Source organism: Bacillus sp. M6-12, from assembly GCF_002860285.1.
Classification (GTDB): Bacteria; Bacillota; Bacilli; order Bacillales; family DSM-1321; genus Peribacillus.
The window spans coordinates 392,582-418,320 of the sequence record NZ_PGVF01000001.1 but is presented as its reverse complement, the minus strand read 5'-3'; the positions used below and the strand labels follow the sequence as shown (position 1 = coordinate 418,320).

The window sequence follows — 25,739 nt, the reverse complement described above, 5'->3', positions numbered from 1 at the left end:
TTTAGATAGCTGTCTAAATGAAAAGAAAGGGGAAAGAACAATTGGATAGTTTGTTTAAAGCCCTATCAGATAAGAATAGAAGAAAAATCCTCAATCTATTAAAAGAAAAGGACTTATCTGCAGGAGAGATAGCTGAATCATTTTCCATTAGCAAACCTTCATTAAGTCATCATTTAGGTATTTTAAAAGAGGCTGAATTAGTGTTAGTGGAAAGGCAGGGGAAACAATTGATTTATTCCCTTAATACAACTGTTTTTCAAGAAGTGATAAGCTGGTTTTTTAATTTCAAAGAAAGGGAGTGAAAGTGTGAAAACAAAAACATTGATTTGGATTTCTATTATTTTATCATTTGTAGGTACGTGCTTCGTTTATTCAGCATTACCAGAATCTATACCTACCCATTGGAATATGAAAGGTGTTCCAGATGATTTTAGTTCTAAGCAATCTATATTTGTCATGGCAGTGATTCCAGCCTTTTTGTACTGGATGCTAATCTTTTTGCCAAAGATAGACCCGAAGAAAGACAATCATATTAAACATGACAAAGCCTATATTAAGATTACAGCATCGATTATCTTTGTTATGATAGCTCTTCATTGGTTGACTGTTTTAGCGTCTCTTGAAATTATAGAAAATGTATCGTTGTTCTTCCGAATAATTGTTGGGGTATTATTTATCATGATAGGAAACTATATGACACAATTACGAATGAATTACTTTGCAGGGATAAAATTGCCTTGGACATTAGCCAATGAAACGGTATGGAAGAAGACACACCGAGTAGGTGGAATTGGGTTTGTCCTCATTGGATTAGTTTCGATTGTTACATCTCTATTCCAAACTCACCTAAGTTTTTATTGGTTTATTGTTTCAGCGATTGTAGTGATTCTTTTCACAGTCATTTATTCGTATATTGAATACACAAGAATTAAGAAGTAAGAACTCTTTTAAAAGGGTTCTTCTTTTTTGTAAAAAATAATTTACTTACTATGAAATCTATGGTATGATGGAAATAAGCGTAATGAAACGGAAGGTGTAAACAAATGAAAGAAAACTATCAATTTTTCAATGATACAATAGAAGAAATTAAACAAAAGGGTTACTTTTCTTGTAGTAATAAAGAACTTTGGGAAGAGCTATACAGTGAGTTGAAGCCATCTATTCCTACATTGTATAAATCTGAAGACAAACATTTTTACTATCTCCATATTATTAAAAGAGAACAAGTGAGAAATTTGGCTAAGATGATTGAGCGTAGAGAAAAATTGAAAGAGCAAGTTCAAGAGATTGATTTTATTATGAAACACTTAAATATTGATTTAAAAGAATTAGGGTTGGCGTAAGACCAGCCTTTTACATAAGAAAAAACGAAAAATAGTAAAAAACGAACTACTTTTCTTAAAAAAGAGGGGAAAAAGAAGTGATTCATTGGAAAAAAATCCATTCTATTGAAGATGAAGATGTTCTAAAATTTTTAGGCAATCAACAACGTGTCGCAATGAGAGGTGAAGGTTATTATGCTGAACAAACAGAACAGGATATATATGTATTAGTTGTAGGGAATGGAGTAATTATTCAAATACATAATTGTTCTTATATTTATATTGTTGTAAAAAAACATTCCTATATAGAAGACCCCTTTTCTAACAAAAGCAAATTAGGCAAAATATATGCCTATGCGATAAAAGAGGTGCATGGAAGTATCGAAGAACAATATTGGTTAAAAAAATACAAGGAGATAGCAGAGCGTGATTTTGGTATAGCTTGGTAACATTGAAATAAGCTGAAATCAATGAGCTGTCATCTCATAACATTCACTTAAAGGAGAGAAAAGATATGAACAATGAACTAACAATTCCTCAACTGGAAGAATATTTACAACCCCTTATTCACTTTGGGAAACTTGAATTAAAGTTATCAGATACAGAAGACGGTAAAAAAATTGAGGTCTTTGAACGTGATGAATATACCTATGAAGCAGAGAATGGAAAAATAGAAAATGGGGGAGATTTAACCCGACCATTGGCTTTATATACGAATGAAAAAGGTGTGATTGGGTTTATCGAGCATACTTATGGTGCTTTTACGACAGCCAATAAAGAAGAGGTCATTCATGTTGCTAACTTAATTGGGAAAGTGATTAAATTCGATGAATCTATAAAGCTCCTTTAAAAAGGGGCTTTTTCATTTCCAATGATGTTTGATTTATAAATTGATTACATACACAGTATATCATCTATATACCTAAGAAAAAGGAGATAACTTTATGTATCAAATTCGTGATGGACAAGGGAAAGTTTTTAATGAAGTGGTGAACCCAACTGTAGTGTATGATTCCAGAGATTCCGTTCTTTTAAAAATTGGAGAAAAGGAAGTTATGGAAACCTATTTTGAAACCGTACAAAATCAATATCGTGCATTTGGACTACATGATGTGGCAGATGATATTTCTCTAATGGAACTACCAAAGAACCAAGAAGAAATCGACAAGGTGTTCCAGATTTGTGATTATATTGGGGTTCTGCATAAAAAGGCATTTATTAATTAAAAGGTGGGATAGTCATGAACTATAAATTTGAAATTGACGGTATTGGAGTTCAGTTTGAAACTGTATATCGAAAGAAAATCGAAAGTGGTATTCAGTATCAAATCAAAACTTTGCTTGGTTTTTGGCACTCACCTAAAGAGTACGCCTATGTATTGGTTTATCAGCGTAATGAGGAAAATGAATTTGAGAGATTCCCATTGCAAGTTACAAAGGTCTACAAAGATGGTCGCTACGAACCTATTAGCCTTGAAGAATGGGAAGAGGATAGAAAAATTATCCGAAGATAGAATATAGAAAAAACTCTTATTAAACATCAGTATCTTTTATAGGTACTGATGTTTTTGTATTTTTTATATAAAATAGTAGAAATATATTGATTATAGTCAATTAAATAAGGTATAATTAGGAGAATAGCATTAGAATGACATTGAAATAATTATAAAAGCATAGGAGAAGCAATAATGTTTAATACATCAGAGAATATAAGTACACAAGTATTGGAGCAAGGAGCAGTATTATCGGCTCTTGAATCCCATTTAGCCATGATAGAATTTACTCCAAATGGAGAAGTGATTTGGGTCAATAATAATTTCGCTAAGACAATGGGATACCAGGTTAGTGAAATGAAAGGGATGCTACACAGACAATTTTGTACGGAAGAATTTAGAAATAGCAGGGAATATACTTTTTTATGGGATAATTTACGTAAAGGAATTAAATCTCAAGAAAAAATTCAACGTGTAGGGAAGAGAGGTAATATTCTATCATTGGAAGCTACCTATATTCCTATATTAGATGATAATGGAAAAGTGACTGCAGTCTTAAAAATTGCTACGGATATTACGGAACGTGAAAATCAAGAGAAAAAAGTAGTGTCGGAATTAAACGATATGTCTATTGAATTAGGGGATGTGGTGAAAACTAAGTCAAAAGAAAATATTGAAGCCCTTGATTACTTGCACGAACAAACGAAAAAAATTCGGGACATTTCTAAGTCTATCAAAGACATTTCTTCTCAAACAAATTTATTAGCTCTTAATGCTTCCATAGAAGCGGCCCATGCTGGTGAATATGGTCGTGGTTTCGCTGTCGTAGCCGATGAAGTTCGTAGATTAGCGAACAATGTTGATATAGCGATTAAAAATGTAAACACGAATGTAGAAGAGATAACAAACGGAGTAGCAAACGTATCAGAGATTACGAAGGATTTGCAAAAAACTGTAGCTGATACAGAAAAGAAAATCACAACAACAATGGAAAATTTTAAAGCCATTAAGTAATGGGGAAATGCCAGTATTTCGATACTGGTGTTTTTTTATGTAAACCATTACTCTTTTAAAGAGTAATGAGGAAAAGCGTTAGTTTAACTGTCCTTTGGGTAATAGTTTAGTTAAATCATGTAAAGCATCTACATGTACACCGTAGTTATCTGCCAACAATTTTGTTCCTTTTGCATTCCAATCTAATTCAGGAAGTCTTTTACGTTCCATAAGATAGCGTTTCGCATTATCTTTGTTTAAGATTAACCCTCTTGGCATAAATTTTTTCTTTTTCCAAAATTCCTTAGAAGAAATTGACCCTGTAATTTCGGCATACACATTATCAGGATTAAAAAGATTCACACGAACAAAGATAAAATAATCAGGAAGAGGTTTCTTTTCTAACAACAAGCAATTCCCATTATCGTCTTCTTTGAACTTCTGTTTCTCTATCATTAAGCAACTTGAACCAAATTTGGAGCTTTTTATACTAATTTCAGTGTCTCCTACCAAAATATCAAAATCATCCGTAACGCCTTCTCCATATATATTAAAATCCAACGCTGATACCAATTGTCCGTAGTGCTGTTTTAGGTATTTTTGCACCGCAACTTCGGCTAACTTTCCTAAAATGACACTTTCTTTTACTTGTTCTTCTGTTCTCTTGGTATGGTTTTTCTTATCTAAAAAATGAGGATGTTTCCACTTTATTTTTTCAGCAAAACTTTCTACCAGATTTCGTTCTTCTTTTGTAAATCGAATGATTTCTCTCATATATACACTCCTTTAGGTTTTATCGACTATAGTCAATTAAACCAAGATGAAGGATATATAAAAATATAGAAATCGTTCAACCAGACACGACAGTTAAGAGATTGACAATCAGATTTATTTACCAACAAAATCATTGACTATTGTCAATTGAATAGTTACAATAAAAGAAGAGGAGTAAACCCTTATTTTTTTTAAAAAAACATAGACTATAGGCTACATAAATATAAAAATTGACTAAAAGGTAGGGTAGAAACATGAGCACAACGATGAATGAACTGAAAGAACGAATGTTTTTACAGCAATATCTAAAAAATGCAACTAAACAAAATCAATGTAGATACGCTCATTTCTTAAATAGAAAGTTGAATGGAGAAGAATTATCTATCAATCAACTAACGGAAGAAGATTTGAAGATACTTTATATCAAAGAGGGATTAGTTGATAAGCAAATTGCTTCTCTATTTGGAGAGACAAATAGAGAAATTCAAAAAAAGAGAGAACAATGGGGAATCAGAAAGAAATTACACCAAGAGATTACATTGGTTTCCTAATTTGAATATAGAAAGGGAAATGCTTGTGAGTGATGTATTTCGTGGCATCTTTGTATGCCTGTATTGGTTAGGAAGTCTTATTTTTATTGGTTGGAATGTGTTTAATCAAGATTTTGTAAAAGCGATTATCTATTTCGGTATCGCTGTCATTCTGTACCTTTTTATTTTTCAGCTTATTTGGAGAAAGAAAAGGAAAAGAGAAAAAGGGGAAGCCTCCTTCTTTGACATATTCGATTGTGATGGATTCGACTGTGACGGATTCGACTGCGATGGCGGTGGCGGTGGATTTGACGGAGGCGGTGGTGGAGGAGGAGATTAAATTGCTCCTCTTTTTGCCTTTCTTACATAAAAAATAGAAATGGAGGATTATTAATATGGATATTGGTTCAGGAACAGGATACCCTTCTGCTTCATTAAGTAACTTTTCTCCGCATCCATTCGTTATCGATGGAGTAGAGTGTGCTTCAATGGAAGGTTTTCTGCAGTCATTAAAATATTCTAACCCTGATATGCAAAAACACGTTTGCACATTAGTAGGAAAACAAGCCAAGTTTAAGGGAAAAAAGAAAGCCTGGTATCGCACACAAACTCTTTATTGGCAAGGGGAAGAGATTAATAGACATAGTGAAAGGTATCAAGAGTTGTTAGATAAAGCATTTTCTTGTTTAGCAACAAATGAAAAGTTCCAGAAAGCCTTATTAGCAACTGGAACAGCAACTTTAACTCATTCAATGGGGCATAATGATGAAAGTCGAACAGTTCTTACAACAAGAGAATTTTGTAGTAGATTAACCAAAATTAGAGAAGAATTGAAGAAAAAAGGGGTGAAAAAGTGAGTAAATCGTCATTTATAGCACAATTACTCCAAAATGGAGAACCAGTTGAACGATACAAAGAGGGTGGGAACAGTATGTTGCCTATTCTTAAAAGTAACCAACCAGTCACTTTAACGCCAGTGAAGGAAGAAACGGAATTAAAGATAGGAGATATTGTCTTTTGTCGTGTAGGTGGTCGTTATGTTACGCATAAAATCCATTCTATTAGGGGCAAACAATATCAAATTGGAAACAATCGTGGATATATGAATGGTTGGGTTACAAAGCAAAAGATTTTCGGTCTTGTGACAAAAATATGGGATAAATAAAGGAGAGGTAGAAGTGGACTTTAAAGATAATTACAGAGCGAAAGTGACCATATCTAATATGAAGAAACTATTAGAAGAAATTGAAGAGAGTATGGATTCTTTTGATGATACATCTCATTTAGTAAAAAAAGTAGCCAATCAAGCGAATGAACTACTTAAAATGACAAAATAAGAAAAAAAGGAGGATGTAAGAATGAAGCCTATTGTTGAATTTATTAATGAGAAAATCGAAGCAATTGACGAAACCGAATTAGAATCTTCAGACTTAAAAGCGATTGCCAATGAAGTGATTGACACTTACAAAACACAATGCAAAGTATTTCATGCTGGTAGTTTTGATAATCCTGGTTATAGCATTGATGGATATATCATTTCCTATATTGATGAACTTGGTGAATTACAAGGAATATCCGTTGATATAGAACGCTGTTAATATCCCTATAAACCAATATTGTCCGTCATAAACGGAAATTAAAACAGGAGGAAGTCATATGAAAAAGGTAATATCTATTATAGCTGTCTCACTATTTTCGGTTCTTTTATTATCAGGTTGTGACAATCCATTTGAATCCACGACTTCTGATACTGGAAGCAAAGTGGAATCCGTAGCAACAACAAATGATTCAAAGGAAGAGAAAGTAGTAAAACAGGTTAGATTTCTTGAAGCACAATTAGATAAATATACATTTATCCTTATTGATAAAAAAACAAAAGTTCAATATATGAAAGTCGTTAGAAATGTAAATTTTGATGGTGGAGTAGATATAACGCCTCTATATCAGAAGGATGGAAAGCCTTTTGTTGGAGAAGAAGTAAAGGCAAATCGTTTCACAACGGAACAATTAGACGGATATACGTTTATTCTTACTGATACCGAAACAGGAGTACAATACCTAAAAGTTACAAGAAATAAAAACTTTGATGGTGGTGTTAGTATCACACCAATGTTAAATGCAGAAGGTGGATTATTAACCAACGAACAGTAATGTTGTTTGAAATCAATTCCTAATATACTATTCTGTCCGTCATAAGGGCTATATCAAACTACTAAAAAATGATAAAAGGAAGGGGATTTTATGTCAAAAATCATAAAAAGTCAGGACATTAAGGATTCTCCAGTAGCCAAACAGCTTGAATTTTATCGAAATTATTTTGCAGGACTGCATTGCGAATTGGATGGTTGTGGTGCAGAGCTTCATAGTGATTGGGTGATATATAAAGGAGAACGATATTGTTCTGATTGCTTTGAATGGAAATGGAATGACGAAAAAGAAAAAGCTGAAATAGAAATAGAGAAAATGAGGAAAAAGATAAAAGAATTGGAATCAGAATATGATTTGCAATCAGAATAAAAAAGGCTGTTAAAGGAAGAGTGATAGATTATGAATATAATAGATTCAGTCAACCTTAGAAGAATGGCTAAACACTAAAGAAGGGCGTGAAGGGGCAATTGTAATCCCTCACGTATCAGACTTTTAATAAATAACCTATATTTCACGAAGCAGACTAAAACAGTCTGCTTTCTTATTTTTTAATAGACTAAAGGCTCTTTATCTACCAGAATAATAAGACTTTTCCTGCATAGGATATCGAGTATTTATATAAAGCAGGAGTGAATCCATTCACGCCACGTTTATTTACAGGGAGGAATTTAACAGATGAAAGAACGATTATTACAGTTGGTAGTGGGACACATTATTTTAACATTTGGGATTAGCTTACTGGTCATTTCAAATGTAGGTGTAGGTTCATGGGATACCGTTTACTTAGGATTGAAAGAGCATATTGGTGGTACATATGGCACATGGTCATTTGTTATTCAATTATCATTAGTTTTAGTGAACAGCTTAATTCTTTGGAAGAAACCTGAATGGAAATCATTGATTGGCATAGCTTTATCTTCTGCATTAATTGATTTTTGGTTGGGTGTAGTGTTTCCTGGTGTGCTTATGGAAGGTGTTGTTCTTCAAGCGGTTGTCTTTGGGACAGGTATTGCTTTATTAGCATTAGGCATTGCTACGTATATTCGTACAAACTTCTTCAACAGTCCATTTGATGGGTTAATGATTGCCACGTCTAAAAGGCTTCATGTATCTCTTCAAACAGCAAGAACAATTAATGAATTTACTGCAGTAGCAATAGGTTTTTTACTTGGGGGACCTGTTGGAGTGGGAACAATTATTTTATCATTATGTTTGGGTTATGGTATTCAAACAAGTATGAAATGGTTGGATTCATTAAAGAATAAAGGACTTGTACACGCATAATCAGTAAAAGGGAGTGCCTTAAATAGCACTCTTTTTATTTTTATCAGACTTACATAGGAAGAAGATACGTTGTAATCAGACTCTCTCTGCATAACATAAAAAGCTGTTTTAGAGACACGAAAAAAGAGAGGGGAAAATGTATGAAAAAACGATTGATTCAATTAATGATTGGACAACTGATATTAACATTTGGAATTAGTTTAATGATTGTAGCTGATTTAGGAGTGAGTTCATGGGATACGGTTTACTTAGGATTGAAAGAACATATAGGAGGAACGTATGGCGTGTGGTGTTTTCTTGTACAAATCTTCGTTCTCTTTTTGAGCAGTTTTATATTGAGAAAAATACCTGATTGGAAAGCATTAATTATTGTTGTTTTATCATCCGTACTTGTAGATATTTGGTTCGCAACTCTATTTAACGGGGTAGAAGTAGAAACATTATCTGTGCGAATCATTTTATTTGGTTTAGGGATATTCTTATTAGCGTTAGGGATTGCTGTTTATGTAAGAACGAATTTGTTCAAAGCACCATTTGATGAATTTATGGTCGCTACTGCTACCAAATTAAAGGTTTCGTTTGCATTAGGCAGAACAATAAACGAATTTATAGCGGTACTGGTTGGATTCATACTTGGTGGTCCTGTCGGGTTAGGGACAATCGTTTCTTCCTTATGTTTAGGGTATGCCTTACAAGCCTGTATGAAGGGCTTAGATAAACTAAAAGAAAAAGGATTACTATACGCATAACCACAAAAAAAGGAGTGCTTTGTTGGCACTCCTTTTTAAGTATTTCTCATATTGATGATTACATGACAAAGTTACTTTTATAAATACTAACAGTTCTTTCGACTTTGATTGGTTTCTTTTTGTTGTCATAGGTCGTTTTAGTAGAAAGTTTACCGTCAAAGGAAATTTTCTTTCCATCAAGTTTTTTAAACGTATAAGACTGAGAAGTAGAAACTTTAAAAGTTCCTTCTTTTGTCTTAAGGAAAACTTGAGAATTAACTACATCAATTGTACCAAGCTCTTTCGTTACATTCTTTTCGGAAATTTTTTGTGTCGTAGATGACGCTTCTGCTGGAGCTACCAATGCTACGGATACTACACCAGCTAAAGCGATAGCTGTCATTGCTTTTTTATTCAAAATTTATTCCTCCTTTATATTTAGACTACAAATTATCATAGATAAAAATGAGATATTTATTCTCTGTATATAATAGATAAAACAACAAAAAAGGATAGTATCGTACTAACCACAGAAAGGAAGGAATCACTCATGAAAATCAAATGGAATGAGTTGACAACAAGACAAAAAAACGAGGTAATTGCTGAAAAAGTAATGAAAGGAACAGAAGATAGAAAATATCGAGATGTTTCTGATATGACAGGCATATTTAACCCAATGGAAGACATGAATGATGCTTGGCAAATCGTTATGAAGTTTGGACTATGGTATTCCTATAAGAAGAAGTTTAATCGTCAAATGGAAGTCAGTATGGGAAATGATTTGTCAGATGGCGATGTTGTCACATTCGTCTTTTGTGTAAGAGATGGACTTCAAAATCATCTTTATTCTGGTGAAGCTATTACTCTGCAAGAAGCCATTTGTTTAGCTTCTTTAAAAGCAGTAGGTATCGAAGTAGAAGAAGAGGAGTAATCCTCTTTTTCTCCAATAAGGAGAAGGAAATAAGGAAAGAACTAACTTATACTAAGAGTAGAGGTGCTGAACATGAAGTTAAAAGACATAGTAAAAATGGAACGTATCAAAAGAGGTTGGACATTAGAGGAAGTAGGAGAAAAAATACAAAAGAGTCATAATGCAATTTGGCACTATGAAAAAGGCTCAAGAACCATTGATTCAGAAACCTTAGAAAAGTACGGAGAACTCTTTGGATATGAATGGAGGAAAACAGGAATGGAAAATCAAGGATACAAAACAGTACGTGAACTTTATAATTCGTTACCAGATGAACAAGCCTATCAATCTTTAGGAAGATTCTATTATAGTTGGAAAGCCGAAGAATTAAGGGAATCTGAACAAAAACTATGTAAAGACATTAATGAACAATTAGGTCTTTATGGGTATCGTCTAAAAGATAAAGAGGAAGCTGGAACATACAATGACATTATTGGATATATGAATATGGAAATCATATTTGTTTCTGAAGATGAAGAAATAGATTTTCAGCAAAAAGAAGATGTTTTGATTCAAAATCCAAGCGATTTAAGCTATGTAGCTCTTTGTAGTAATGGAATATTTAGATACAAAGTTCAATTAGACGGTAGTTTTAAAGAAATTATAACGATTGAAAAACAAGAACAAGGTTATCTATTAACGACTTATTCACCCTTAATAGAAAGAAGTCAGGGATATGGATATGTAGAAGAATGTTTTTATCGTTTAATTGAAACAAATGTATTTAAGCTCAATTACGAAGAAAAACAGAAAGTTTTACGCTACTTTGAAGAAGAATAAATAAAAAAAACAAGAAGAGAGTGAATTTCGCTCTCTTTTTGTCCCTAAAAATCAATACTGACCGTCATAAAGATTTATTAAAAAAGCCAAAAAGTCAACAAGGGAATTTTGGAGTGTATAATATATACATATAATATAAGAGTTTTAAAATAAACAGGATTTACTTCAGTAAAACATAAAAAGGGAAGAGGGTATTCAAATGGATTACACAAAAGAAGAGAAAAAAGTCATGATTTCTGTATTGAAAGAAAGAGATTTTAAAAAAGCGTTTCTTTCTATTACAGAATGTAATTGGTGGGCTAATCATACGATAACAAATGATATGGAACGTGAAAATTTTCTTTATCGTAAATACTTTGATTATCACCATTTAATTTTCGTAGAGGGCATTAAAGAGATTGAAGTAGAAGAAGGATACAAACTTATGAATCATTTAAAAATTCAATTGGATGATGAATTAAGAAAGGTAAAGAAGGGGATTTACGAATCAGAAGAAGAATAGAGTACAAAGAAAGAAGCAGAGTTAATTCTCTGCTTCTTTGTTAGTTTTGAGTAGTAGATGTCAACTCTGCATTAATAAACGGAACTGCTCCACCAGTAACATTTGGCATTTTGCCATCCCATTTATCAATAGCCTTCTCTTGTACTTCTAACATGCGTTCTTTAACCTCAATTTCTTTTAATCGAACCAGGTCTTCCGTTACACTTTGTTTTTTCAATTCAAGAGATTTTGCTTCAGCTTTTGCAGTTTCTACTTTTTGTTGAGCTTCAATTTCAATACGCTCTAAATCACGTTGAGCTTTCAAGTATTTTTGTTCAGCAATTTGCTTTTGTTCAATGCTGTCGTTGAAGTTTTTACTGAAGGTGAAATCTTTAATGTTAATGTCCGTTAAAAGGATATTGTATTTCTCCATCTTTTTACCCAATGCTTCTTTCACCATTTGAGATACTTCTTCACGTTTGGAAATCAATTCATCCGACTTGTATTTCGCAGTGACCGCCTTTAAGGACTCTGCAACAGCAGGAGTGATAATACGTTGTTCATAGTCAAACCCAACTTCTTGATACACTATGTTGACTGCATTTGGATTTAATTCAAAGTTGACGACAATATGCGTAACCACGTTTTGTAAATCCTTCGTAGAAGCAGTTGTTTCCGCTTCCATCTTTTGAACACGTACTTCCATTTCCTCTACGCTTTGGAAGAAAGGAGCTTTAATATTAAATCCTTCTTTCATGACTTTATCTTCAACTGCTCCCATAGTCATTAACACGCCCCTATGACCAGCAGGGATAATCGCAAAAGAATTAACTGCAGTCATTAAAGCAATTACACCCACGATAGAAAGGGCGACAGCTTTCTTAGTATTTTTTTTCGGCTTATCTGATTTTTGTTTTGAAATAGTATTGTTTAAATTCAAATAAAAAGACACCTCCGTTTTCAAAATTTTCCTATCCTTATATCTTAGAAATTTAAAGAAAACGTATAACAAAGAGGAGGGTGGATGTCTTTTAAGATGACAAGAAAAGGAATGCCTTGCAATCCTTACAATCAATCCTGTCCGTCACAAAGTTTACTTAAAAAAAGAAAAGGGGTCATTAAGGAAATTTAAAAAAGAATGACCATTTTCAGCCATCCTTTTTCCAAATTACTTTTCTTTTTCTGATTCAGGTAAACATTTATTATATGAACAAACAACATCTAAACCGCTCATGTAAGAATCATGAATAAAATCTTTCAAATAATATTCTTTTTCAAACGTCATTTTGAATGTTCCATTTTTCTCTTTCAATGGGATAATTTCACTGTAGCCGAATTTTTCTGGATTCGGAATCGCATAAGCATCATGTTCAGAACCAATGATTATGTATCCATCTTTTGTTTTCTTTACTGGATAAGCAGTAAAGTAGGACATCTTTCCATGATTATCCCATTTAAAGGTAATGTATTTATCTTTTCCATATAGATTCTTTGTATCATTCGCAATATAGTAATCTATATCAACAGTCGCAGGATACTTTTCTGGATAGTCTGAATCAGAAAGCTGGAACATAATAGGGGATACGTATTCTTCACAAGCTGTAAGAGATAACAACATTAAAATGAGAAATAAAAATCCTATACATTTTTTTATCATATTTTTAGCCCTCTAATGCAAGAGCATCTAATGAATTTTGCAAAACTCCTAATTGCTCATATTCTTTGTCTAATTGAGATTCCAATATATCTGCTGTATCCATTTCAGGAATTTCTTGTTTCATTTCTTTTTCATAAATAGAAATTATCTGTTTTTGCTCCTCAATGGCTTTTATCAGATATTTTTCTCCTGCTTTTTCTTCACCAGTAGAAACAATTAAAGTATTTAGATAAGCAAGTTTATCTTTCTTAAATTGAAACTCGTCAAATAAAACCTTATCTTGGTTTACATCATAATAAATGTTGTAGTCTTTACTATCTTCTTTATTAGAGAGAGAAGCTACAACCATATTAATTCGGGATTCTCCTTCAGGTGAGAAACTTTTTATCTCCATATTTTTTCCATGTGTTTCTTCAACATATTCTTGAATATCTGATTTCGCATTATGAGCTTGAACATGGTCATATACAACCATTGCTCCGAATTTGCTAAAAGGATATAGATACCACATAACACACAAAATGATTCCTATAAGAATACAAGATAGAAGGAAAGAGCCTGTCTTTTTCTTTTTCAACACAAATCACTCCTTTAGTCTATCTTAATAAATATATTGTTTATAGTCAATAAAAAAGAGAGGAATTATCCCCTCTTTACATGTTAAATCTTTATCATTATTGTTGTTCTTGTTGTGGGATTTTGGTTGCAAATCCTTGAATCAAAAGAACTAATCCAGTGATACCATGAACCAACATACCAACAAAAGGAATGAAAGCAATGAGATTTGCTATAACACCAAAGATATGTCCACCCATGCTTTGCTTTGTAGTAACAGATAATACAATTCCGATTATATGAAGGAACATCATAAGACCTAAAACAGTCCATGCAGAACCAAATACAATAGAAGCACCCAAGAACGGAACTGCTAATAACAATTCCCCTAAAGCAATAACAATTTTATAATATTTGTTTATTTGTTGCACCTAAACATTCTCCTCTCTTAGATAAGTTCTTATATTATATACAACTATAATATTGTTTAATAAACAGAAGTCCGTCTATCTTGTTTTTGAAAAACTTGTCTTTCTTACATATGATAGAACATTATAGAAAAAGGAGGAATTGGTGTGATAACAGAAAAAATAAAGCACGTATTAAGTTCGGAATTGTCTACAATTAATGAAAACGTAGCTCTTTTATTATCAAAGGGGATAGATTCAAGCTCTCTTTTATTCACTTTACTGGAACAGGGGAAATCTGTAACGATTTATTCATTTACTTTAGACTACAGAGAAAGTTCAGACTTTAAAGGGGCAAAAAAAATAGCAGAAACATTCGGAGTTCCTTTTATTCCGATTTATTTGCCTACGGATATAGAATTATTAAAGAAAGATGTTCTTTATTTAATTAAAGAAAAAGGGTTGAAAAAGAAAACAGAGGTTGAATGTACATGGGCGATGATGTATGCGTTAAAAACAATTAAAGAAACCGTTGTTGTAGCTGGTTTAGGTGCAGATGGTCATTTTGTGATTAGCAAAAAGGGATGTCTACATTATAAACATACTGTAGAACTTATGAACGAGTTTAGAAACAAACTCTTTTCCAATCCCAACTATGCTCAAAAAGAAATTGTTACACAATTAGCTGAAGAACAAGGAAAGAAAATGATTCTTCCTTATTTATCAAAGAACATGATAGATAGTTTTAAAAACACAACATGGGAAGAGTTAAATAAGCCGAAGCAAAAACAGGTCATTTTAGACATGTATCCCGCTTTTTTTGAACAAATCAAAGTTTATCATCATAGCAATTTCCAATTAGGTGATTCAGGAATAGCCGAACATTTTACAAGTCTCATGAAAAGCGACTGGAATCAAGGGAAAGGAAAGACCGTTGTGAGTATTTATAATGCCATAGCAAGAGGTGAAATCTATTAATAAGCAAATAGGAGAATTTATCTTCTCTTGCTTTTATTTTGTAAAAAATAATTAACAAATTAGTAAAACTAATGTATAATATAAATACTTTGAAAGCGATATAAGAAAAACAAAAGGAGAAAGGAGAAAATAAATGTCACAATCAACATCTCTATTTTTAAAAAACCTATCTATTCATGATTCATGGGAATCATTTTTCAACCAATCTCATGTAATCAATGAACTGCAGAAAATAGAGCAATCTATTATCTCAAAACCTTTTACACCAAAAGCAGAAGTAGTCTTACGCTTTGCTACACTAAATGTAAAGGAACTAAAGGTTATTGTATTAGGAAAAGACCCTTATCCTCAACAAAAAGCCAATGGAGAATTTGTTGCAACTGGAAGAGCTTTTGAAGTGAGCGGAGCAACTTCATGGTTTCAGAAGGAGATTAATCCCTCCCTAAAAAATGTTATCAAGCTCATTCATAAATCTTATTTTGATTTAGAAATGGGACTTTCCATTAACGAAGTAAGAAATGATATGGAAATTGATGTTTTTCCAATTCCTACACCTGATAAAGCCTTTGGATATTGGGAAAATCAGGGCGTTTTATTCTTAAATACTGCTTTTACATGTGAAGTGGGTGGTATCCAACAAGCAGGAAGTCATTTATCTCTATGGAAACCCTTTTTTCAAATGCTAATAGAATATCTATCAAATGAAAACCCTGATATTCGTTATTTCCTATGGGGAGATGCCAGAAAATATGGTAAAACACTTCGTAAATTAGGAATGTCAGAAGACCTTCTATATGAAAGTAAACACCCTTGTACCAATGGAGATAGTGGTGGTTATGAAAAAAATTCATCTTTCTTAATGAATCCATGTTTTTATGAAACAAAGAACATCATTTCATGGACTGATAAAAATGTTAATGTATAGATAAAGAACAATTTTATTGCATCTTCTTCTTCCTGAAGGATAGCTTTTATAAAGAAGATGTTTTACAAAAGAATGAAGATGGTTTACAAGAGAGGTTCTATAAACAGCTTGGCTGTTGATTAAAAGTTAATAACAGCTTAGATATTTTTATAGAGCTTTTCTTTTTTTTCTCTTTCCTATCATTTTAGATTTTTCGATGGACTATATAGGTTTATGTATTCCGAAAGTTGTTCTTTGACAAATACATTGAGAGAGTAGGGCTTACCGCTATTTTGTTCAAGAAATTATCATACATAAAAAGAGAGAGAACTCTTAAAGTTCTCCCATTTTTCCCCATTATAGATTCTCCTTATTCAACTAACAAGTCTCCAATATTCATTCCTGTTAATTTCTCCAATTCCTTCAACTTTTGAATACTAATCGAAACAGATGGCGTTTTATCTTTTGTTTGACCAAATTCAAAATCACGCATTGACTGTCGTGTTCTTTCTTCATTCGGGTCAGCATAGAATTTCCTGGTCGTTTCGGCTGATTCATGCCCCATAATTTGAGCAGTTAAATACATATCACGATAACGGTTGTAATGTTCTGTTCCAAAGGTTCTTCTAAATACATGTGGAGTGATTTTCATTTTAATTCCTGCACGTAAACGATATTTGTCAAGCATAGCTCTAACTGTTTTGGGGTCAATACGTTTCTTATGTAAAGAAACAAATATCGCTTTGGTATCTACTTGTAATTCATTTCGTTGACGTAAAAACTCTTCAATATCCTGAATAATAACAGAGGGAATGTCTACTACCTCATTTTTCCCACCCTTACGAACGACCACCATTGCTTGTTCTTCTACTCCAATATCTCCTATGTCCAACTGAACCAGTTCTGATATACGAACACCTGTATAAGAAAGCAATAATACCATGATATAATCACGAAATTTTACCTTTTGATGATAAATGTACTCTCGGTCATTAGAGATATTCATGTCTTCTAAAATAGTCGTGTAAAACTTATCCATATCATCTGGTGTTAATCGGTTTTTAATTGAAGCCTTTCTATCAACCTTTACATCAATATTTTTGGTTATGTCTTTGGATATTAACTCGTTATCCAGTAAATAAGAGTAAAACTCATGAAGTGAAGCGATTTTTCGAGACTTTCCAGCATCGGAGTTTGTAAACTCCTGAATTTTGGTTTTTCCAGTTGTCGTAACATAAGCCTTTTTATAACAAGTCAAGTACCCTAAAAAGTTTCCAATATCTCTTGGCTTTAAGGATTTTAAATCAGATGGCTCAACTTCTTGTAGACTTTCCTTTTTAACTAACCCATCAGATAAAAGGAAATCAAAAAATAACTCAATGTCTTTGGCATATTCAATTCTCGTTCGTATTTCCTTCTTTTGAAATTCTAAGTGAAATATATAATCAGCTACAAATTCAGGAAGACGTATTAATCGCTCTCTCAACTTTTCTTCGAGCTTCTTCTGTATATCTGCTTTCACTGTTTGCACCTCCTGTTCCAATCCCTCTTATTATACCAAATTTACCCTACAACTTACAGGAAATGAAGGGAAAATAAACCGTCAAGTAAGGCTTTCTTTCGTGTTTCCTTGTAACCGCCACCACTAAAAACTATGGTCTAAACCCTTTATCTCATTGACTATAAGCAATAAAAATAGTATGATAATACATATGCGAAGTACGAAAGGAGATTTTACATGTTATTCTGGAAGAAAAAAGAAGAAATCGAGAAAGTCCCATATAAAAAAGAAATCGAAAAGATTCATGAAGCACATGAGTCTATTAGCCATATGACACAAGAAGAATTAATTTCTTATACAGCAGAGGTTCGTGAAGAATCGAATAAAGATAAACAAAAAATAAAAGCCTATGCGATTGCACATGAGGTTGTTAAGCGTACCCTTGGTGTTACACCTTACGATGTACAATTAGCTGGTGGATTTGCTTTAAGTGAGGGAAATATCTCTCAAATGAGAACAGGGGAAGGGAAAACAATTACTGCTTTATTTCCTGCGTTTTGGGGATATATGGCGAACTTACAAACGTATGTTATCACTGTTAATGAATATTTAGTAGAACGTGACTACGAACAAGCAAAAGCTGTTTTTGATTATCTCAACATTGAAGTTGGTCTGATTCTAAAAGACATGGATACTTTGGAGAAACAAAACAACTATAAAAAACCAATCGTGTATATTACAAACAGCGAATTTGCTTTTGATTATCTTCGTGATAATATTGCTCAAACCAAAGAGTTCTTCATGCAAGGGAAATTTGATTTTGCTATTATTGACGAAGCGGATTTGGTATTAGTAGATGAAGCGAAGAACCCTGTTATCATTTCAAGTTCTTCTTCTGAAAATGTACCTCATATGCTAAAAGCAAAAGAATTTGTTGAAGCATTGGAAGAAGGGGATTATGAGATTGATGATGAAGTCTTTATTCCTTATCTAACGGAGCAAGGCTTTGATAAAGCAAAAGAATATTTCGGTTTTGAATTGATTGAAAATCATACATTATTCCATGCAGTAAAACAAAGCATGATGGCATACTTTAAATTCAAAGCGGATGTGGATTACATCGTTCGTGACGGTGAGGTTCATATTGTCGATAAATTTACAGGTCGTGTGCTTTCAGGAAGACGATTCCAACAAGGTCTGCACCAAGCAATTGAAGCAAAAGAAGGAGTAGAGATTCTACCTGAAAACGTGGCAGTGGCAATGGTCACATACCAAAACTTATTTAGAAAGTTTGCCTTACTATCTGGTATGACTGGAACAGGGATTGAATCCAAAAAGGAATTTAACGAAATTTACAATATGGATGTAAAAGTCATTCCAACGAATCGACCTGTTGCTCGTATTGACCAAAACGATGTTATGTTCCAAACGAAGAAAGATAAATATGCTCATTTGCTTCAATTAGTAAAAGAGAAGCATGAAAAGGGACAACCAATTCTGATTGGAACAATTTCTGTAAAAGAAAGTGAAGAAGTATCAGAAATTTTAACAAAAGCCAATATACCTTTCCAACTGCTTAATGCGAAAAATGATAAAGAAGAGAATGAAATCGTAGCAAAAGCAGGAGAAAAAGGAGCAATTACCATTGCAACGAATATGGCTGGTCGTGGTACAGATATTAAACTGACAGAAGAAGTGGAAACTTTAGGTGGTTTATTTGTATTAGGCGTAAGCCGAAATGAATCGAAGCGTATTGACCGTCAGCTAATGGGTCGTTCTGGTCGTCAAGGACAAGCAGGGGAAAGTCAATTCCTAACTTCGATTGAAGACGAGTTCCTTGTTATGTATCCAACAAACAAGTTTGAAAAATTCGTGAAGAAAAATAAAGAATACCCTGCAACGAAGGAAACTGTGACAACAATGGTAGACGAAATCCAAGATGTTATGGATTCACAAGGCGTTTCTGTTCGTAAATTCCAATTCCAAATGGATGAAATCCTTCACTATCAAAGAGAGTATGTTTACAATATCCGAAGAGGTATTTTAACGAATGGCTTAACAATGGATTCTGTAAGAGAAAAAATAAGTGAAATGGTAACTGGTTTATTGAAGGCATATCGTGAAGTCTCTAATCATGTGAGTGATTGGGACAGAGAAACATTGAAAGAGGATTTGAAAAAGAAATTCGGTATTGAACTTGCTGTTTCTAAAGAAGAATTAGGAGAAATGGACTACAAAGAATACAAAGCTCTTGTTGAAAAAGAACTTTCTCAATTCCTTGAAAAATTGGAAGAAAAGATTGAAAAAGGTGAAATAGACCAATTACTATATGAAACTTCTTTAGAAGTCATTGACGGTGGTTGGATGACATTCCTTGAATCTTTAGAAGAATACAAACAAGGTTTTGGTTTAATGGCTCAAGGTGAGCAAGACCCAATTCGTAAATTCTCTATGGATGTGGATTCCATTTTTAAAGACATCATGGCTGAATCGTATCAAAAATTCTTCTCTAACATTACAAAGCGTGGAGATGTTCTTTTAACAGTTGCAACTCATGGATTCTTTACTGTATTCCCAATGAAGAGTTCTTATCTCTTTAAGTTCAACCTAAAATCAGAAGAACAAAAACAAGTAAAATCCGTTCTTTATTCAGAGAGAAGCATTGTAGAAGAGTTTAACTTAAGTGGCACAACGGATGTCGTCATTGTGATTCCTTACATGCTGAACCCTGGTAAATACGTGATTAAAAACTTTGTAGATGGAAAAGAAATTAACCGTATTGGGTTCAAAGTCATTGCAGAAGGTGTCGAAGACATTACAGATGACGCACCAGCGTTGACATTCCGCTTACCAGTAGAAGAAATGCAACAAGTAGAAGAATCAATGTACAGAGCGACATTAACGCATGTTATCACGAAAAACACGTTTGAATTTGAAGTGCCAACAAACAACGAATGGCTGAACATTGAAAAGCCAGAAGGACAAAACTGGATGTTGGGTAGATACGTCATTACTATCTTTGGTTCAAATCTTCCTCTTTATCACAAAGAGTATGTGGTATATCCAAAACAATTAAATGAAGAAGAAGTAGCTGAATAAGAGGGGAATTTCCCCTCTTTTCTTGTATAAAAAAAGAGAGAGGAGAAACAAGATGAAATTATTGGTTTTTGCTGATTTGCACTTTGTTGATTATTTTAAATGGAGAGAGTTTCTAAATATTGACCACAATCGTTTTGATGCCGTTCTTTTGCTTGGAGATATAGATATTATGTTTCTAAAGTCGATTAAAGAGAATTTTTCTGACAAGCCAATAGCAGGGGTATTAGGAAATCATGATTATCCTGGTGATTTAGAGTATTATGAGATTCCAAACTTACATGGGAAAACAGCGAAGATAGGAGATTGTCGATTGTTAGGTGTAGAAGGGTGTGTTAGATATAAAAGGGGAGAAGCCCCGATTCATGAACAAGAGGAAATTAAGGAGTTGTTACGAAATAGTCCTGCAGTCAATATGGTATTGTCTCATAACTCACCGAAAGGCATACATGATAAAGCTGGAATCGCTCATGAAGGCTATGAAGGATTGATTGAATACATGGATAATCATTCGCCTTTATTCATCTTACATGGACACCAGCACATTAATAAAAGGACAAAATACAAGAATACAACGGTTTTAGGATTATATGGTGGTGTAATTTTAGATACAGATAATGCCACAACCGAAATCGTGTTAGATTTAGAACAAGATTAAAATAATTAGACTGTATTTACACAAAAAAAAGAACCCCTACATTAGTAGGGGATTTTCTTTAGTCATTATTTAGAATCATCTTTGATTTTTACTTCTGTACCTGGTTCAAATACAACAACTTTTGATTTAAGAGATAGACCAGAGCCACCTTGATACATAGCCAATACAGTGAAATCATATTCACCAACAGCTAATTCACCAAATTCTAAGTTGGCTTTTACTGCTTCACCTGGTTTTAGAGTTGGAGATTGATAAATTGTTTTGCCATTGTAGATAACTTTTGGCTCGATAGGAATGTCACCACTGTTTTTGATTGCCATTTCAGCTTTACCATTTACATTTCCTAAAATAGCACTTTTGATTGCCATACCAATGTTAGGAGCTTTTACTGGAACTGGTTTCCCTGATTCGTCAAATTCATAATCTCGTACAATTTCTCCACCATCTGATTTTTGTTTTTCTTCTGTTTGTGCTTTTCCATCGTCTGCAATGTAAGTTTTGTAAACATATGCTCCACCAGCAAGTAATGTAAACAGTAAGAATATGATAATGGCGATTAACACCTTACTTCCTTTTTTCTTTTCTTTATTAGGATTCGGTGGAAGAGGCTGTTGTGATTCTTGATTTAATACTTGTTGCTCGTTCATGATTTTCCTCCTTAATTTTGTATAATTTCATTGCCTATAGTCATAATATTATATTACAACAACTTTAGTCATTTGTATATATGAAAACCGTATTATCTATATCGAGAAAAACAGGAAAGACAGGGAGATTATCCCTGCCTCTTTTTGTTATTCTAATCCAAATTCAAAGACATAGTTAGCAGTTAAAACACCGTTTACATTTAAGGCAGTACCCGACTGAACAGTTGGTTTTACAACAACAGGAGAATCAGTTTTGATAACACCTATTTTTTGTCCATCTTGAACTTGTGTACTCCAGATATTGTTTGTTTCAACACCACGAAGCCAGTTTAGACTTTCATTTGCCACAATACCAAGAGCTACTTCTGCTTGTGTCTGCTCTTTTGTTAAGTTGTTCCATTGTTCTGCAGAATAAGCAGTAGGAGCAACTAAACTTGGCTTCCATGTTGATTCAGGAGAAATCGCAATAGATTTCATTGTTGCATAAACAGGAGCATTGGTTTGATTAAAAATCGTAAACTCTTGTGCATCGATACGGTTTGTATTTGGGTTATAAATAAAAGAACTTGTTACAGGAATAACAACATCTAACGTAGTTGCTTCAAAAGTTCCAATTACTTTTGTTGTAAAATCATCGCCTGTTACTCCATTAGAATCAGCAGGAGCTTCATAGCGGTCAACTAATGTCACCATGCTATCTGGTTTTAAACGTAGAGCAGGGTGTACGTTTGCAATATGGTCAACAGAGTAATATTCATAAGAAGTTCCATTTAGAACAGCCAATGGCTTTGAAATCCCTCTTTCTGTATCTTTAAAAGCGGTTCTTGTCCAAGCGTTGTTTAATGCTTCAGCAAGTACAGGATTGTTCTCTATTTCTTGTAAAGAAGGTAGTCCAACACGCACACCAATTTGAGATATAAGTTCTCCTGAATATTTATTTTCAACAGTCCACATACGAGAAGTAAGCATTGATTTTTGGTCAGTAGGAATACTGTTTAAAAATTCATTGTTTAAATATTGTCCAATGTTCCCTGCTGACATAGGATTGAAATAAAAATCAGAATCAGAAGAACTGAAGTTTTTACTTGTAACAGGTGTTTGTTTTACGATATATCCAGTCGCAGGGTCAACTACAATATAGTTCTCTCCTGCAAATAAAATGATGTCTCCTGCATTTAATGAGTTAATATTGACGGATTCCGCATGAGAATTAATGGTTACTAAAGGAGCAACTACTCCTAAAGCCATAATACTTGCTAATGCAAGAACAACAGGTTTTTTAAAGGTAACTTTTTGTGTTTTCAATTTTTTTCCTCCTTAATAAGATTCATAAAAAAAGAGCTAAGAAATTGTCTTAGCCCTTCTTAGGTGTTGCTTGATTATTCTAATCCAAACTCAAACACGTAGTTAGATGTTAGAACTTGTTGAGCATTAATCGCTGTACCAGCTTTTAATGTTGGTTTTACATCAACGGATTGATTTGCTTTGATAACCCCAACTTTTTGTCCTCCACCAATTGAAGTGCTCCATAGGTTGTTGTTTAAGATACCAGTTAAATAATCAGCATCTTGGTTAGCGAATAAACCAAGAGCTACGTTTGTTTGAGTTTCAGCTTTGGTTAAGTTCTTCCAACCTTCAACAGTGTATTTGTCAGGAGCTACAAGGCTTGGTGTCCAAGTAGATTCTGTAGAAACTTCAATTCCTTTCATAGTCATATAAACTGGTGCATTTGTACGAGATGCCATGTTCATGTTTTGAGCAGTCATTTCCTCAGTGTTTGGGTTATAAAGGAATGTGCTTACTGCTGGAATCGCAACATCTAAAGTCGTTGCTTCAAAAGTTCCAACCACCTTTGTTGTTTGATTTGATTGAGCTGGTGTCACCTCAGTTGCGTGAGCGAAAGTAGGTGCTACAACACCACCCATAATTGCAAGTGCTAATCCTGTTTGTAATGCTTTATTCTTTTTCATAATATATTTTCCTCCTCTTAAATGTTTTTTTATTTTGGTTTTTTATATAAAGTAAATTGTTATTATATACGTGCTACTTATAGATGATTCCACTAAATACCTCAAATGTTGTCGAATATTGTCAACAAATTTTGCCAATTATTTATATCCCTTTTTTATTCTGTTTAGAGGTGTCTCTTGTTTCCCTCTCCCTATTTTAATTGACTATATTCAATAGTCTGATATGAAAACTGACATAAAATTGAAGTTCTTTATTTTCTTTCTATAAAACTTTTATTAATATAACAACTATGAACCAATAATATAACAAAATATTGTTTGATACCATACAGCATTTGCTTGAATAAGTCGGATATCGTAACGCATTTGCTATATTGATATAAGTGTTTTGGAAGGCTGTTGGATATGAACCCAACCTATTCCAATTTAAAGTTCACAGAAAATTTCCCCATAAATCATTGACTTTAGTCAATAAAATAAGGTACACTAAAGATAAGATATTGAACCAAAAATATCAATAGTAAATTAATGGGTTGAATATAATATAAAGAATTTTGACAAAGCAGGATTTCGATTGAAATAAATAATAAGGTTTTTTACTGATAAAAAGGAGAGATTTTAAACATGGAGAAGAAATACCTGAACAAATTTGTGGTAATGAAAGACCATGTTCTGTTGTATATCTACGGTTTAAAACACGAAGCAACAATTGTTCTGGAAAAAGAGGATTATGAGAATGTATCCAAAGTACATTGGGGCTTAATGGCTGTTGGGAGAGAGGGGAATAAAAAGATTATTCCTTATACAACCATTGACCGCACTTCTATTCCATTGGGAAGATGGCTCTTGAATGTTCAAGAAACTGGAAAACGTGTGGAACATCGTGATAGAAACAACCACAATTTTTTGCGAAATAACATTTATGTAGCAGGGAAACGTGACTACAAACAACAAATCTCTAAGCATGGAGAGGATTTGATTTGTGGGATATATGAAATCAAACAAAAAAGTGGAAAAGTAACTGGATTTAAAGTGCAATTTACAAATTCAGAATCAAATAAAAAGGAATGGATTAGCTTTAATGCAAGAGAGTTTAAAGGTCTTGATAACGCAAAAGAAGAAGCCATTCGCTTTAAATTAAGTTTGATTGAAGATAACAGCATACAAGCCATTGCATAAAAGGGGAACAGAAATGTCTCCCTTTTTACATATAATCGCACAACATCTATTTTAAATATCTTTTGAAAGGATAGGAATAAACATGAATTTAGAAGAAGGTAAAAATTATAAATTAATCAACAAAGTTGGCGTTTCATATGATTTGTATAATCCCTCTTTAGGAAAAGACTACCCTATTCGTGTATATGGAAAGTATGACTTGCTTGTAAACAATGATACAAGGGAATCTCCAAGTGATTTCTGGATTGTCATGCCTGATATAGATGGAACAACATTTGCACAGCCAATAGACGGAGATTCGTTAGCGATAAAGTTAATGACTTTGGCGTTCGTTCCGATTATGAAGGAAATGGTTGATGGGAAATCAATTTAAGTAATATGTCTGAAGATAATGGATTTCTATGAAATCGAAAGTTCAAATCAGTGAGGTGATATTATGGGGGCATTTAGCAGTGGCAGTGTCATTGTCAATCAAAAAAATAGAACAGTGATTCTTGGGAGTGAAGTTGTCGCATTTCCTCCAAATATGAAGGGGAGAAATATCACAACCATTAATGGTAAGTGTTATATAGATGGGTACGAGTACGTGAATGGAAAGTGGAAAAAGACCTTTTGGGCTACTTGGCACAAATGGTTTTAATAAACCATTGAAGTATATTAGGAAGTAAATTTAAGGGGGAATTTT

At 33.2% G+C, this 25,739-nt stretch carries 37 protein-coding genes and 2 pseudogenes; 29 read left to right on the top strand and 10 right to left on the bottom strand.

The genetic code is table 11. The features are described 5' to 3' along the window. Positions 1–41 precede the first annotated feature (41 nt). The 9 genes and pseudogenes from CVD28_RS03055 to CVD28_RS29155 form a co-directional block, all read left to right on the top strand. Entirely contained in the window at positions 42–302 is a 261-nt protein-coding gene (locus tag CVD28_RS03055) for an autorepressor SdpR family transcription factor (RefSeq protein WP_142384718.1), read from the top strand. A 4-nt stretch (positions 303–306) separates the two neighbouring features. Beyond that, a complete protein-coding gene (locus CVD28_RS03050; protein WP_101590885.1) occupies positions 307–939 on the top strand; it encodes an SdpI family protein in 633 nt (210 codons plus the stop codon). A gap of 104 nt (positions 940–1,043) precedes the next feature. Beyond that, positions 1,044–1,343 (top strand): hypothetical protein, encoded by a 300-nt coding sequence (locus tag CVD28_RS03045; RefSeq protein WP_101590884.1) that lies wholly within the window; start codon positions 1,044–1,046, stop codon positions 1,341–1,343. A 77-nt stretch (positions 1,344–1,420) separates the two neighbouring features. Further along, positions 1,421–1,771: a hypothetical protein gene (locus CVD28_RS03040; protein ID WP_101590883.1), complete on the top strand. Its 351-nt coding sequence runs from the start codon at positions 1,421–1,423 to the stop codon at positions 1,769–1,771. A 65-nt stretch (positions 1,772–1,836) separates the two neighbouring features. Beyond that, on the top strand, positions 1,837–2,172 hold the full coding sequence (locus CVD28_RS03035) for a hypothetical protein (RefSeq protein WP_101590882.1): 336 nt from the start codon (positions 1,837–1,839) through the stop codon (positions 2,170–2,172). 94 nt (positions 2,173–2,266) lie between these two features. Next, complete coding sequence (locus CVD28_RS03030) at positions 2,267–2,548, top strand: hypothetical protein (RefSeq protein ID WP_101590881.1); 282 nt, start codon at positions 2,267–2,269, stop codon at positions 2,546–2,548. Between the two features lie 14 nt (positions 2,549–2,562). Continuing rightward, the gene (locus CVD28_RS03025; protein WP_101590880.1) at positions 2,563–2,835 is read left to right on the top strand and encodes a hypothetical protein; all 273 of its coding nucleotides are present in this window, start codon (positions 2,563–2,565) and stop codon (positions 2,833–2,835) included. 174 nt (positions 2,836–3,009) lie between these two features. Then, positions 3,010–3,405: pseudogene (locus CVD28_RS29160) on the top strand (PAS domain-containing protein); the annotation flags it as partial. Between the two features lie 117 nt (positions 3,406–3,522). After that, a pseudogene (locus CVD28_RS29155) lies at positions 3,523–3,828 on the top strand (methyl-accepting chemotaxis protein); the annotation flags it as partial. A gap of 78 nt (positions 3,829–3,906) precedes the next feature. Here the strand turns inward: CVD28_RS29155 and CVD28_RS03015 are convergent. After that, a complete protein-coding gene (locus tag CVD28_RS03015; protein ID WP_101590879.1) occupies positions 3,907–4,581 on the bottom strand; it encodes a hypothetical protein in 675 nt (224 codons plus the stop codon). A gap of 254 nt (positions 4,582–4,835) precedes the next feature. Between CVD28_RS03015 and CVD28_RS03010 the strand changes: the two genes are divergently transcribed. The 10 genes from CVD28_RS03010 (at position 4,836) to CVD28_RS02970 (ending at position 9,292) form a co-directional block, all read left to right on the top strand. Further along, positions 4,836–5,132 (top strand): hypothetical protein, encoded by a 297-nt coding sequence (locus CVD28_RS03010; RefSeq protein ID WP_101590878.1) that lies wholly within the window; start codon positions 4,836–4,838, stop codon positions 5,130–5,132. 25 nt (positions 5,133–5,157) lie between these two features. After that, a complete protein-coding gene (locus CVD28_RS03005; protein ID WP_142384716.1) occupies positions 5,158–5,451 on the top strand; it encodes a hypothetical protein in 294 nt (97 codons plus the stop codon). A 55-nt stretch (positions 5,452–5,506) separates the two neighbouring features. Next, complete coding sequence (locus CVD28_RS03000; protein WP_101590876.1) at positions 5,507–5,968, top strand: hypothetical protein; 462 nt, start codon at positions 5,507–5,509, stop codon at positions 5,966–5,968. Continuing rightward, positions 5,965–6,276 (top strand): phage repressor protein, encoded by a 312-nt coding sequence (locus tag CVD28_RS02995; RefSeq protein WP_101590875.1) that lies wholly within the window; start codon positions 5,965–5,967, stop codon positions 6,274–6,276. The genes CVD28_RS03000 and CVD28_RS02995 overlap by 4 nt, the downstream gene beginning before the upstream one ends. Before the next feature lie 13 nt (positions 6,277–6,289). Continuing rightward, positions 6,290–6,448, top strand: a complete 159-nt coding sequence (locus tag CVD28_RS27800) for a hypothetical protein (RefSeq protein WP_180953880.1) — start codon at positions 6,290–6,292, stop codon at positions 6,446–6,448. Between the two features lie 21 nt (positions 6,449–6,469). Further along, the gene (locus tag CVD28_RS02990) at positions 6,470–6,709 is read left to right on the top strand and encodes a hypothetical protein (protein ID WP_101590874.1); all 240 of its coding nucleotides are present in this window, start codon (positions 6,470–6,472) and stop codon (positions 6,707–6,709) included. A 58-nt stretch (positions 6,710–6,767) separates the two neighbouring features. Continuing rightward, positions 6,768–7,262, top strand: coding sequence for a DUF6440 family protein (locus CVD28_RS02985; RefSeq protein ID WP_180953878.1), 495 nt, complete (start codon positions 6,768–6,770; stop codon positions 7,260–7,262). 90 nt (positions 7,263–7,352) lie between these two features. Beyond that, positions 7,353–7,628, top strand: a complete 276-nt coding sequence (locus tag CVD28_RS02980; protein ID WP_101590873.1) for a hypothetical protein — start codon at positions 7,353–7,355, stop codon at positions 7,626–7,628. 306 nt (positions 7,629–7,934) lie between these two features. Next, positions 7,935–8,543 (top strand): YczE/YyaS/YitT family protein, encoded by a 609-nt coding sequence (locus tag CVD28_RS02975; protein ID WP_101590872.1) that lies wholly within the window; start codon positions 7,935–7,937, stop codon positions 8,541–8,543. Between the two features lie 140 nt (positions 8,544–8,683). Then, a complete protein-coding gene (locus CVD28_RS02970) occupies positions 8,684–9,292 on the top strand; it encodes a YczE/YyaS/YitT family protein (protein ID WP_101590871.1) in 609 nt (202 codons plus the stop codon). Between the two features lie 58 nt (positions 9,293–9,350). Here CVD28_RS02970 and CVD28_RS02965 read toward each other — a convergent pair whose 3' ends face one another. Next, entirely contained in the window at positions 9,351–9,689 is a 339-nt protein-coding gene (locus CVD28_RS02965) for a hypothetical protein (RefSeq protein ID WP_101590870.1), read from the bottom strand. 132 nt (positions 9,690–9,821) lie between these two features. Between CVD28_RS02965 and CVD28_RS02960 the strand changes: the two genes are divergently transcribed. The 3 genes from CVD28_RS02960 to CVD28_RS02950 all read left to right on the top strand — a co-directional run bounded on the left by CVD28_RS02960 (position 9,822) and on the right by CVD28_RS02950 (position 11,523). Then, a complete protein-coding gene (locus CVD28_RS02960; protein ID WP_101590869.1) occupies positions 9,822–10,202 on the top strand; it encodes a BC1872 family protein in 381 nt (126 codons plus the stop codon). 72 nt (positions 10,203–10,274) lie between these two features. After that, entirely contained in the window at positions 10,275–11,021 is a 747-nt protein-coding gene (locus CVD28_RS02955; RefSeq protein ID WP_101590868.1) for a helix-turn-helix domain-containing protein, read from the top strand. A 199-nt stretch (positions 11,022–11,220) separates the two neighbouring features. Then, the gene (locus CVD28_RS02950; protein WP_101590867.1) at positions 11,221–11,523 is read left to right on the top strand and encodes a hypothetical protein; all 303 of its coding nucleotides are present in this window, start codon (positions 11,221–11,223) and stop codon (positions 11,521–11,523) included. A 40-nt stretch (positions 11,524–11,563) separates the two neighbouring features. Here CVD28_RS02950 and CVD28_RS02945 read toward each other — a convergent pair whose 3' ends face one another. The 4 genes from CVD28_RS02945 to CVD28_RS02930 form a co-directional block, all read right to left on the bottom strand. After that, entirely contained in the window at positions 11,564–12,442 is an 879-nt protein-coding gene (locus CVD28_RS02945; protein WP_257985731.1) for a prohibitin family protein, read from the bottom strand. 228 nt (positions 12,443–12,670) lie between these two features. Further along, positions 12,671–13,159 carry a hypothetical protein gene (locus CVD28_RS02940; protein WP_101590866.1) on the bottom strand — a complete coding sequence of 163 codons (489 nt, stop codon included), beginning with the start codon at positions 13,157–13,159 and terminating at the stop codon, positions 12,671–12,673. 4 nt (positions 13,160–13,163) lie between these two features. Next, a complete protein-coding gene (locus CVD28_RS02935) occupies positions 13,164–13,736 on the bottom strand; it encodes a hypothetical protein (RefSeq protein ID WP_101590865.1) in 573 nt (190 codons plus the stop codon). A 97-nt stretch (positions 13,737–13,833) separates the two neighbouring features. Then, complete coding sequence (locus CVD28_RS02930; RefSeq protein WP_101590864.1) at positions 13,834–14,145, bottom strand: hypothetical protein; 312 nt, start codon at positions 14,143–14,145, stop codon at positions 13,834–13,836. Positions 14,146–14,289: 144 nt separating this feature from the next. On the opposite strand from CVD28_RS02930, the gene CVD28_RS02925 reads away from it, so the two are divergent. Beyond that, a complete protein-coding gene (locus CVD28_RS02925) occupies positions 14,290–15,099 on the top strand; it encodes an asparagine synthase-related protein (protein ID WP_180953876.1) in 810 nt (269 codons plus the stop codon). 133 nt (positions 15,100–15,232) lie between these two features. Then, entirely contained in the window at positions 15,233–16,024 is a 792-nt protein-coding gene (locus tag CVD28_RS02920) for a uracil-DNA glycosylase (protein ID WP_101590862.1), read from the top strand. A gap of 349 nt (positions 16,025–16,373) precedes the next feature. Here CVD28_RS02920 and CVD28_RS02915 read toward each other — a convergent pair whose 3' ends face one another. Further along, positions 16,374–17,525 (bottom strand): tyrosine-type recombinase/integrase, encoded by a 1,152-nt coding sequence (locus tag CVD28_RS02915; protein ID WP_101590861.1) that lies wholly within the window; start codon positions 17,523–17,525, stop codon positions 16,374–16,376. A gap of 216 nt (positions 17,526–17,741) precedes the next feature. On the opposite strand from CVD28_RS02915, the gene CVD28_RS02910 reads away from it, so the two are divergent. Together CVD28_RS02910 and CVD28_RS02905 are read left to right on the top strand one after the other, a co-directional pair. After that, entirely contained in the window at positions 17,742–20,603 is a 2,862-nt protein-coding gene (locus tag CVD28_RS02910; protein ID WP_101590860.1) for a preprotein translocase subunit SecA, read from the top strand. Between the two features lie 52 nt (positions 20,604–20,655). Beyond that, positions 20,656–21,258 carry a metallophosphoesterase family protein gene (locus tag CVD28_RS02905; protein WP_101590859.1) on the top strand — a complete coding sequence of 201 codons (603 nt, stop codon included), beginning with the start codon at positions 20,656–20,658 and terminating at the stop codon, positions 21,256–21,258. 65 nt (positions 21,259–21,323) lie between these two features. On the opposite strand, the gene CVD28_RS02900 is transcribed toward CVD28_RS02905, so the two are convergent. From CVD28_RS02900 to CVD28_RS02890, 3 genes are all read right to left on the bottom strand, one after another. Beyond that, positions 21,324–21,905, bottom strand: coding sequence for a hypothetical protein (locus CVD28_RS02900; protein ID WP_101590858.1), 582 nt, complete (start codon positions 21,903–21,905; stop codon positions 21,324–21,326). A gap of 147 nt (positions 21,906–22,052) precedes the next feature. Beyond that, entirely contained in the window at positions 22,053–23,210 is a 1,158-nt protein-coding gene (locus CVD28_RS02895; RefSeq protein WP_101590857.1) for a hypothetical protein, read from the bottom strand. Between the two features lie 74 nt (positions 23,211–23,284). Beyond that, positions 23,285–23,875, bottom strand: coding sequence for a hypothetical protein (locus tag CVD28_RS02890; RefSeq protein WP_101590856.1), 591 nt, complete (start codon positions 23,873–23,875; stop codon positions 23,285–23,287). A gap of 624 nt (positions 23,876–24,499) precedes the next feature. On the opposite strand from CVD28_RS02890, the gene CVD28_RS02885 reads away from it, so the two are divergent. The 3 genes from CVD28_RS02885 (at position 24,500) to CVD28_RS02875 (ending at position 25,694) form a co-directional block, all read left to right on the top strand. Further along, positions 24,500–25,054 carry a hypothetical protein gene (locus CVD28_RS02885; protein ID WP_101590855.1) on the top strand — a complete coding sequence of 185 codons (555 nt, stop codon included), beginning with the start codon at positions 24,500–24,502 and terminating at the stop codon, positions 25,052–25,054. A gap of 82 nt (positions 25,055–25,136) precedes the next feature. Then, positions 25,137–25,427 (top strand): hypothetical protein, encoded by a 291-nt coding sequence (locus CVD28_RS02880; protein ID WP_101590854.1) that lies wholly within the window; start codon positions 25,137–25,139, stop codon positions 25,425–25,427. Between the two features lie 63 nt (positions 25,428–25,490). Then, positions 25,491–25,694 carry a hypothetical protein gene (locus CVD28_RS02875; protein ID WP_101590853.1) on the top strand — a complete coding sequence of 68 codons (204 nt, stop codon included), beginning with the start codon at positions 25,491–25,493 and terminating at the stop codon, positions 25,692–25,694. The last annotated feature ends 45 nt before the right edge of the window (positions 25,695–25,739 follow it).

Coding starts and splice junctions, on each gene's coding strand:
- CVD28_RS02900 (WP_101590858.1), bottom strand. CDS start 21,905: ATGAACGAGCAACAAGTATTAAATCAAGAATCACAACAGCCTCTTCCA.
- CVD28_RS02890 (WP_101590856.1), bottom strand. CDS start 23,875: ATGAAAAAGAATAAAGCATTACAAACAGGATTAGCACTTGCAATTATG.
- CVD28_RS03035 (WP_101590882.1), top strand. CDS start 1,837: ATGAACAATGAACTAACAATTCCTCAACTGGAAGAATATTTACAACCC.
- CVD28_RS03015 (WP_101590879.1), bottom strand. CDS start 4,581: ATGAGAGAAATCATTCGATTTACAAAAGAAGAACGAAATCTGGTAGAA.
- CVD28_RS03010 (WP_101590878.1), top strand. CDS start 4,836: ATGAGCACAACGATGAATGAACTGAAAGAACGAATGTTTTTACAGCAA.
- CVD28_RS02990 (WP_101590874.1), top strand. CDS start 6,470: ATGAAGCCTATTGTTGAATTTATTAATGAGAAAATCGAAGCAATTGAC.
- CVD28_RS02880 (WP_101590854.1), top strand. CDS start 25,137: ATGAATTTAGAAGAAGGTAAAAATTATAAATTAATCAACAAAGTTGGC.
- CVD28_RS02905 (WP_101590859.1), top strand. CDS start 20,656: ATGAAATTATTGGTTTTTGCTGATTTGCACTTTGTTGATTATTTTAAA.
- CVD28_RS02980 (WP_101590873.1), top strand. CDS start 7,353: ATGTCAAAAATCATAAAAAGTCAGGACATTAAGGATTCTCCAGTAGCC.
- CVD28_RS03000 (WP_101590876.1), top strand. CDS start 5,507: ATGGATATTGGTTCAGGAACAGGATACCCTTCTGCTTCATTAAGTAAC.
- CVD28_RS02950 (WP_101590867.1), top strand. CDS start 11,221: ATGGATTACACAAAAGAAGAGAAAAAAGTCATGATTTCTGTATTGAAA.
- CVD28_RS02910 (WP_101590860.1), top strand. CDS start 17,742: ATGTTATTCTGGAAGAAAAAAGAAGAAATCGAGAAAGTCCCATATAAA.
- CVD28_RS02960 (WP_101590869.1), top strand. CDS start 9,822: ATGAAAATCAAATGGAATGAGTTGACAACAAGACAAAAAAACGAGGTA.
- CVD28_RS02875 (WP_101590853.1), top strand. CDS start 25,491: ATGGGGGCATTTAGCAGTGGCAGTGTCATTGTCAATCAAAAAAATAGA.
- CVD28_RS02985 (WP_180953878.1), top strand. CDS start 6,768: ATGAAAAAGGTAATATCTATTATAGCTGTCTCACTATTTTCGGTTCTT.
- CVD28_RS02940 (WP_101590866.1), bottom strand. CDS start 13,159: ATGATAAAAAAATGTATAGGATTTTTATTTCTCATTTTAATGTTGTTA.
- CVD28_RS02975 (WP_101590872.1), top strand. CDS start 7,935: ATGAAAGAACGATTATTACAGTTGGTAGTGGGACACATTATTTTAACA.
- CVD28_RS02955 (WP_101590868.1), top strand. CDS start 10,275: ATGAAGTTAAAAGACATAGTAAAAATGGAACGTATCAAAAGAGGTTGG.
- CVD28_RS03025 (WP_101590880.1), top strand. CDS start 2,563: ATGAACTATAAATTTGAAATTGACGGTATTGGAGTTCAGTTTGAAACT.
- CVD28_RS03045 (WP_101590884.1), top strand. CDS start 1,044: ATGAAAGAAAACTATCAATTTTTCAATGATACAATAGAAGAAATTAAA.
- CVD28_RS02920 (WP_101590862.1), top strand. CDS start 15,233: ATGTCACAATCAACATCTCTATTTTTAAAAAACCTATCTATTCATGAT.
- CVD28_RS02970 (WP_101590871.1), top strand. CDS start 8,684: ATGAAAAAACGATTGATTCAATTAATGATTGGACAACTGATATTAACA.
- CVD28_RS03030 (WP_101590881.1), top strand. CDS start 2,267: ATGTATCAAATTCGTGATGGACAAGGGAAAGTTTTTAATGAAGTGGTG.
- CVD28_RS02885 (WP_101590855.1), top strand. CDS start 24,500: ATGGAGAAGAAATACCTGAACAAATTTGTGGTAATGAAAGACCATGTT.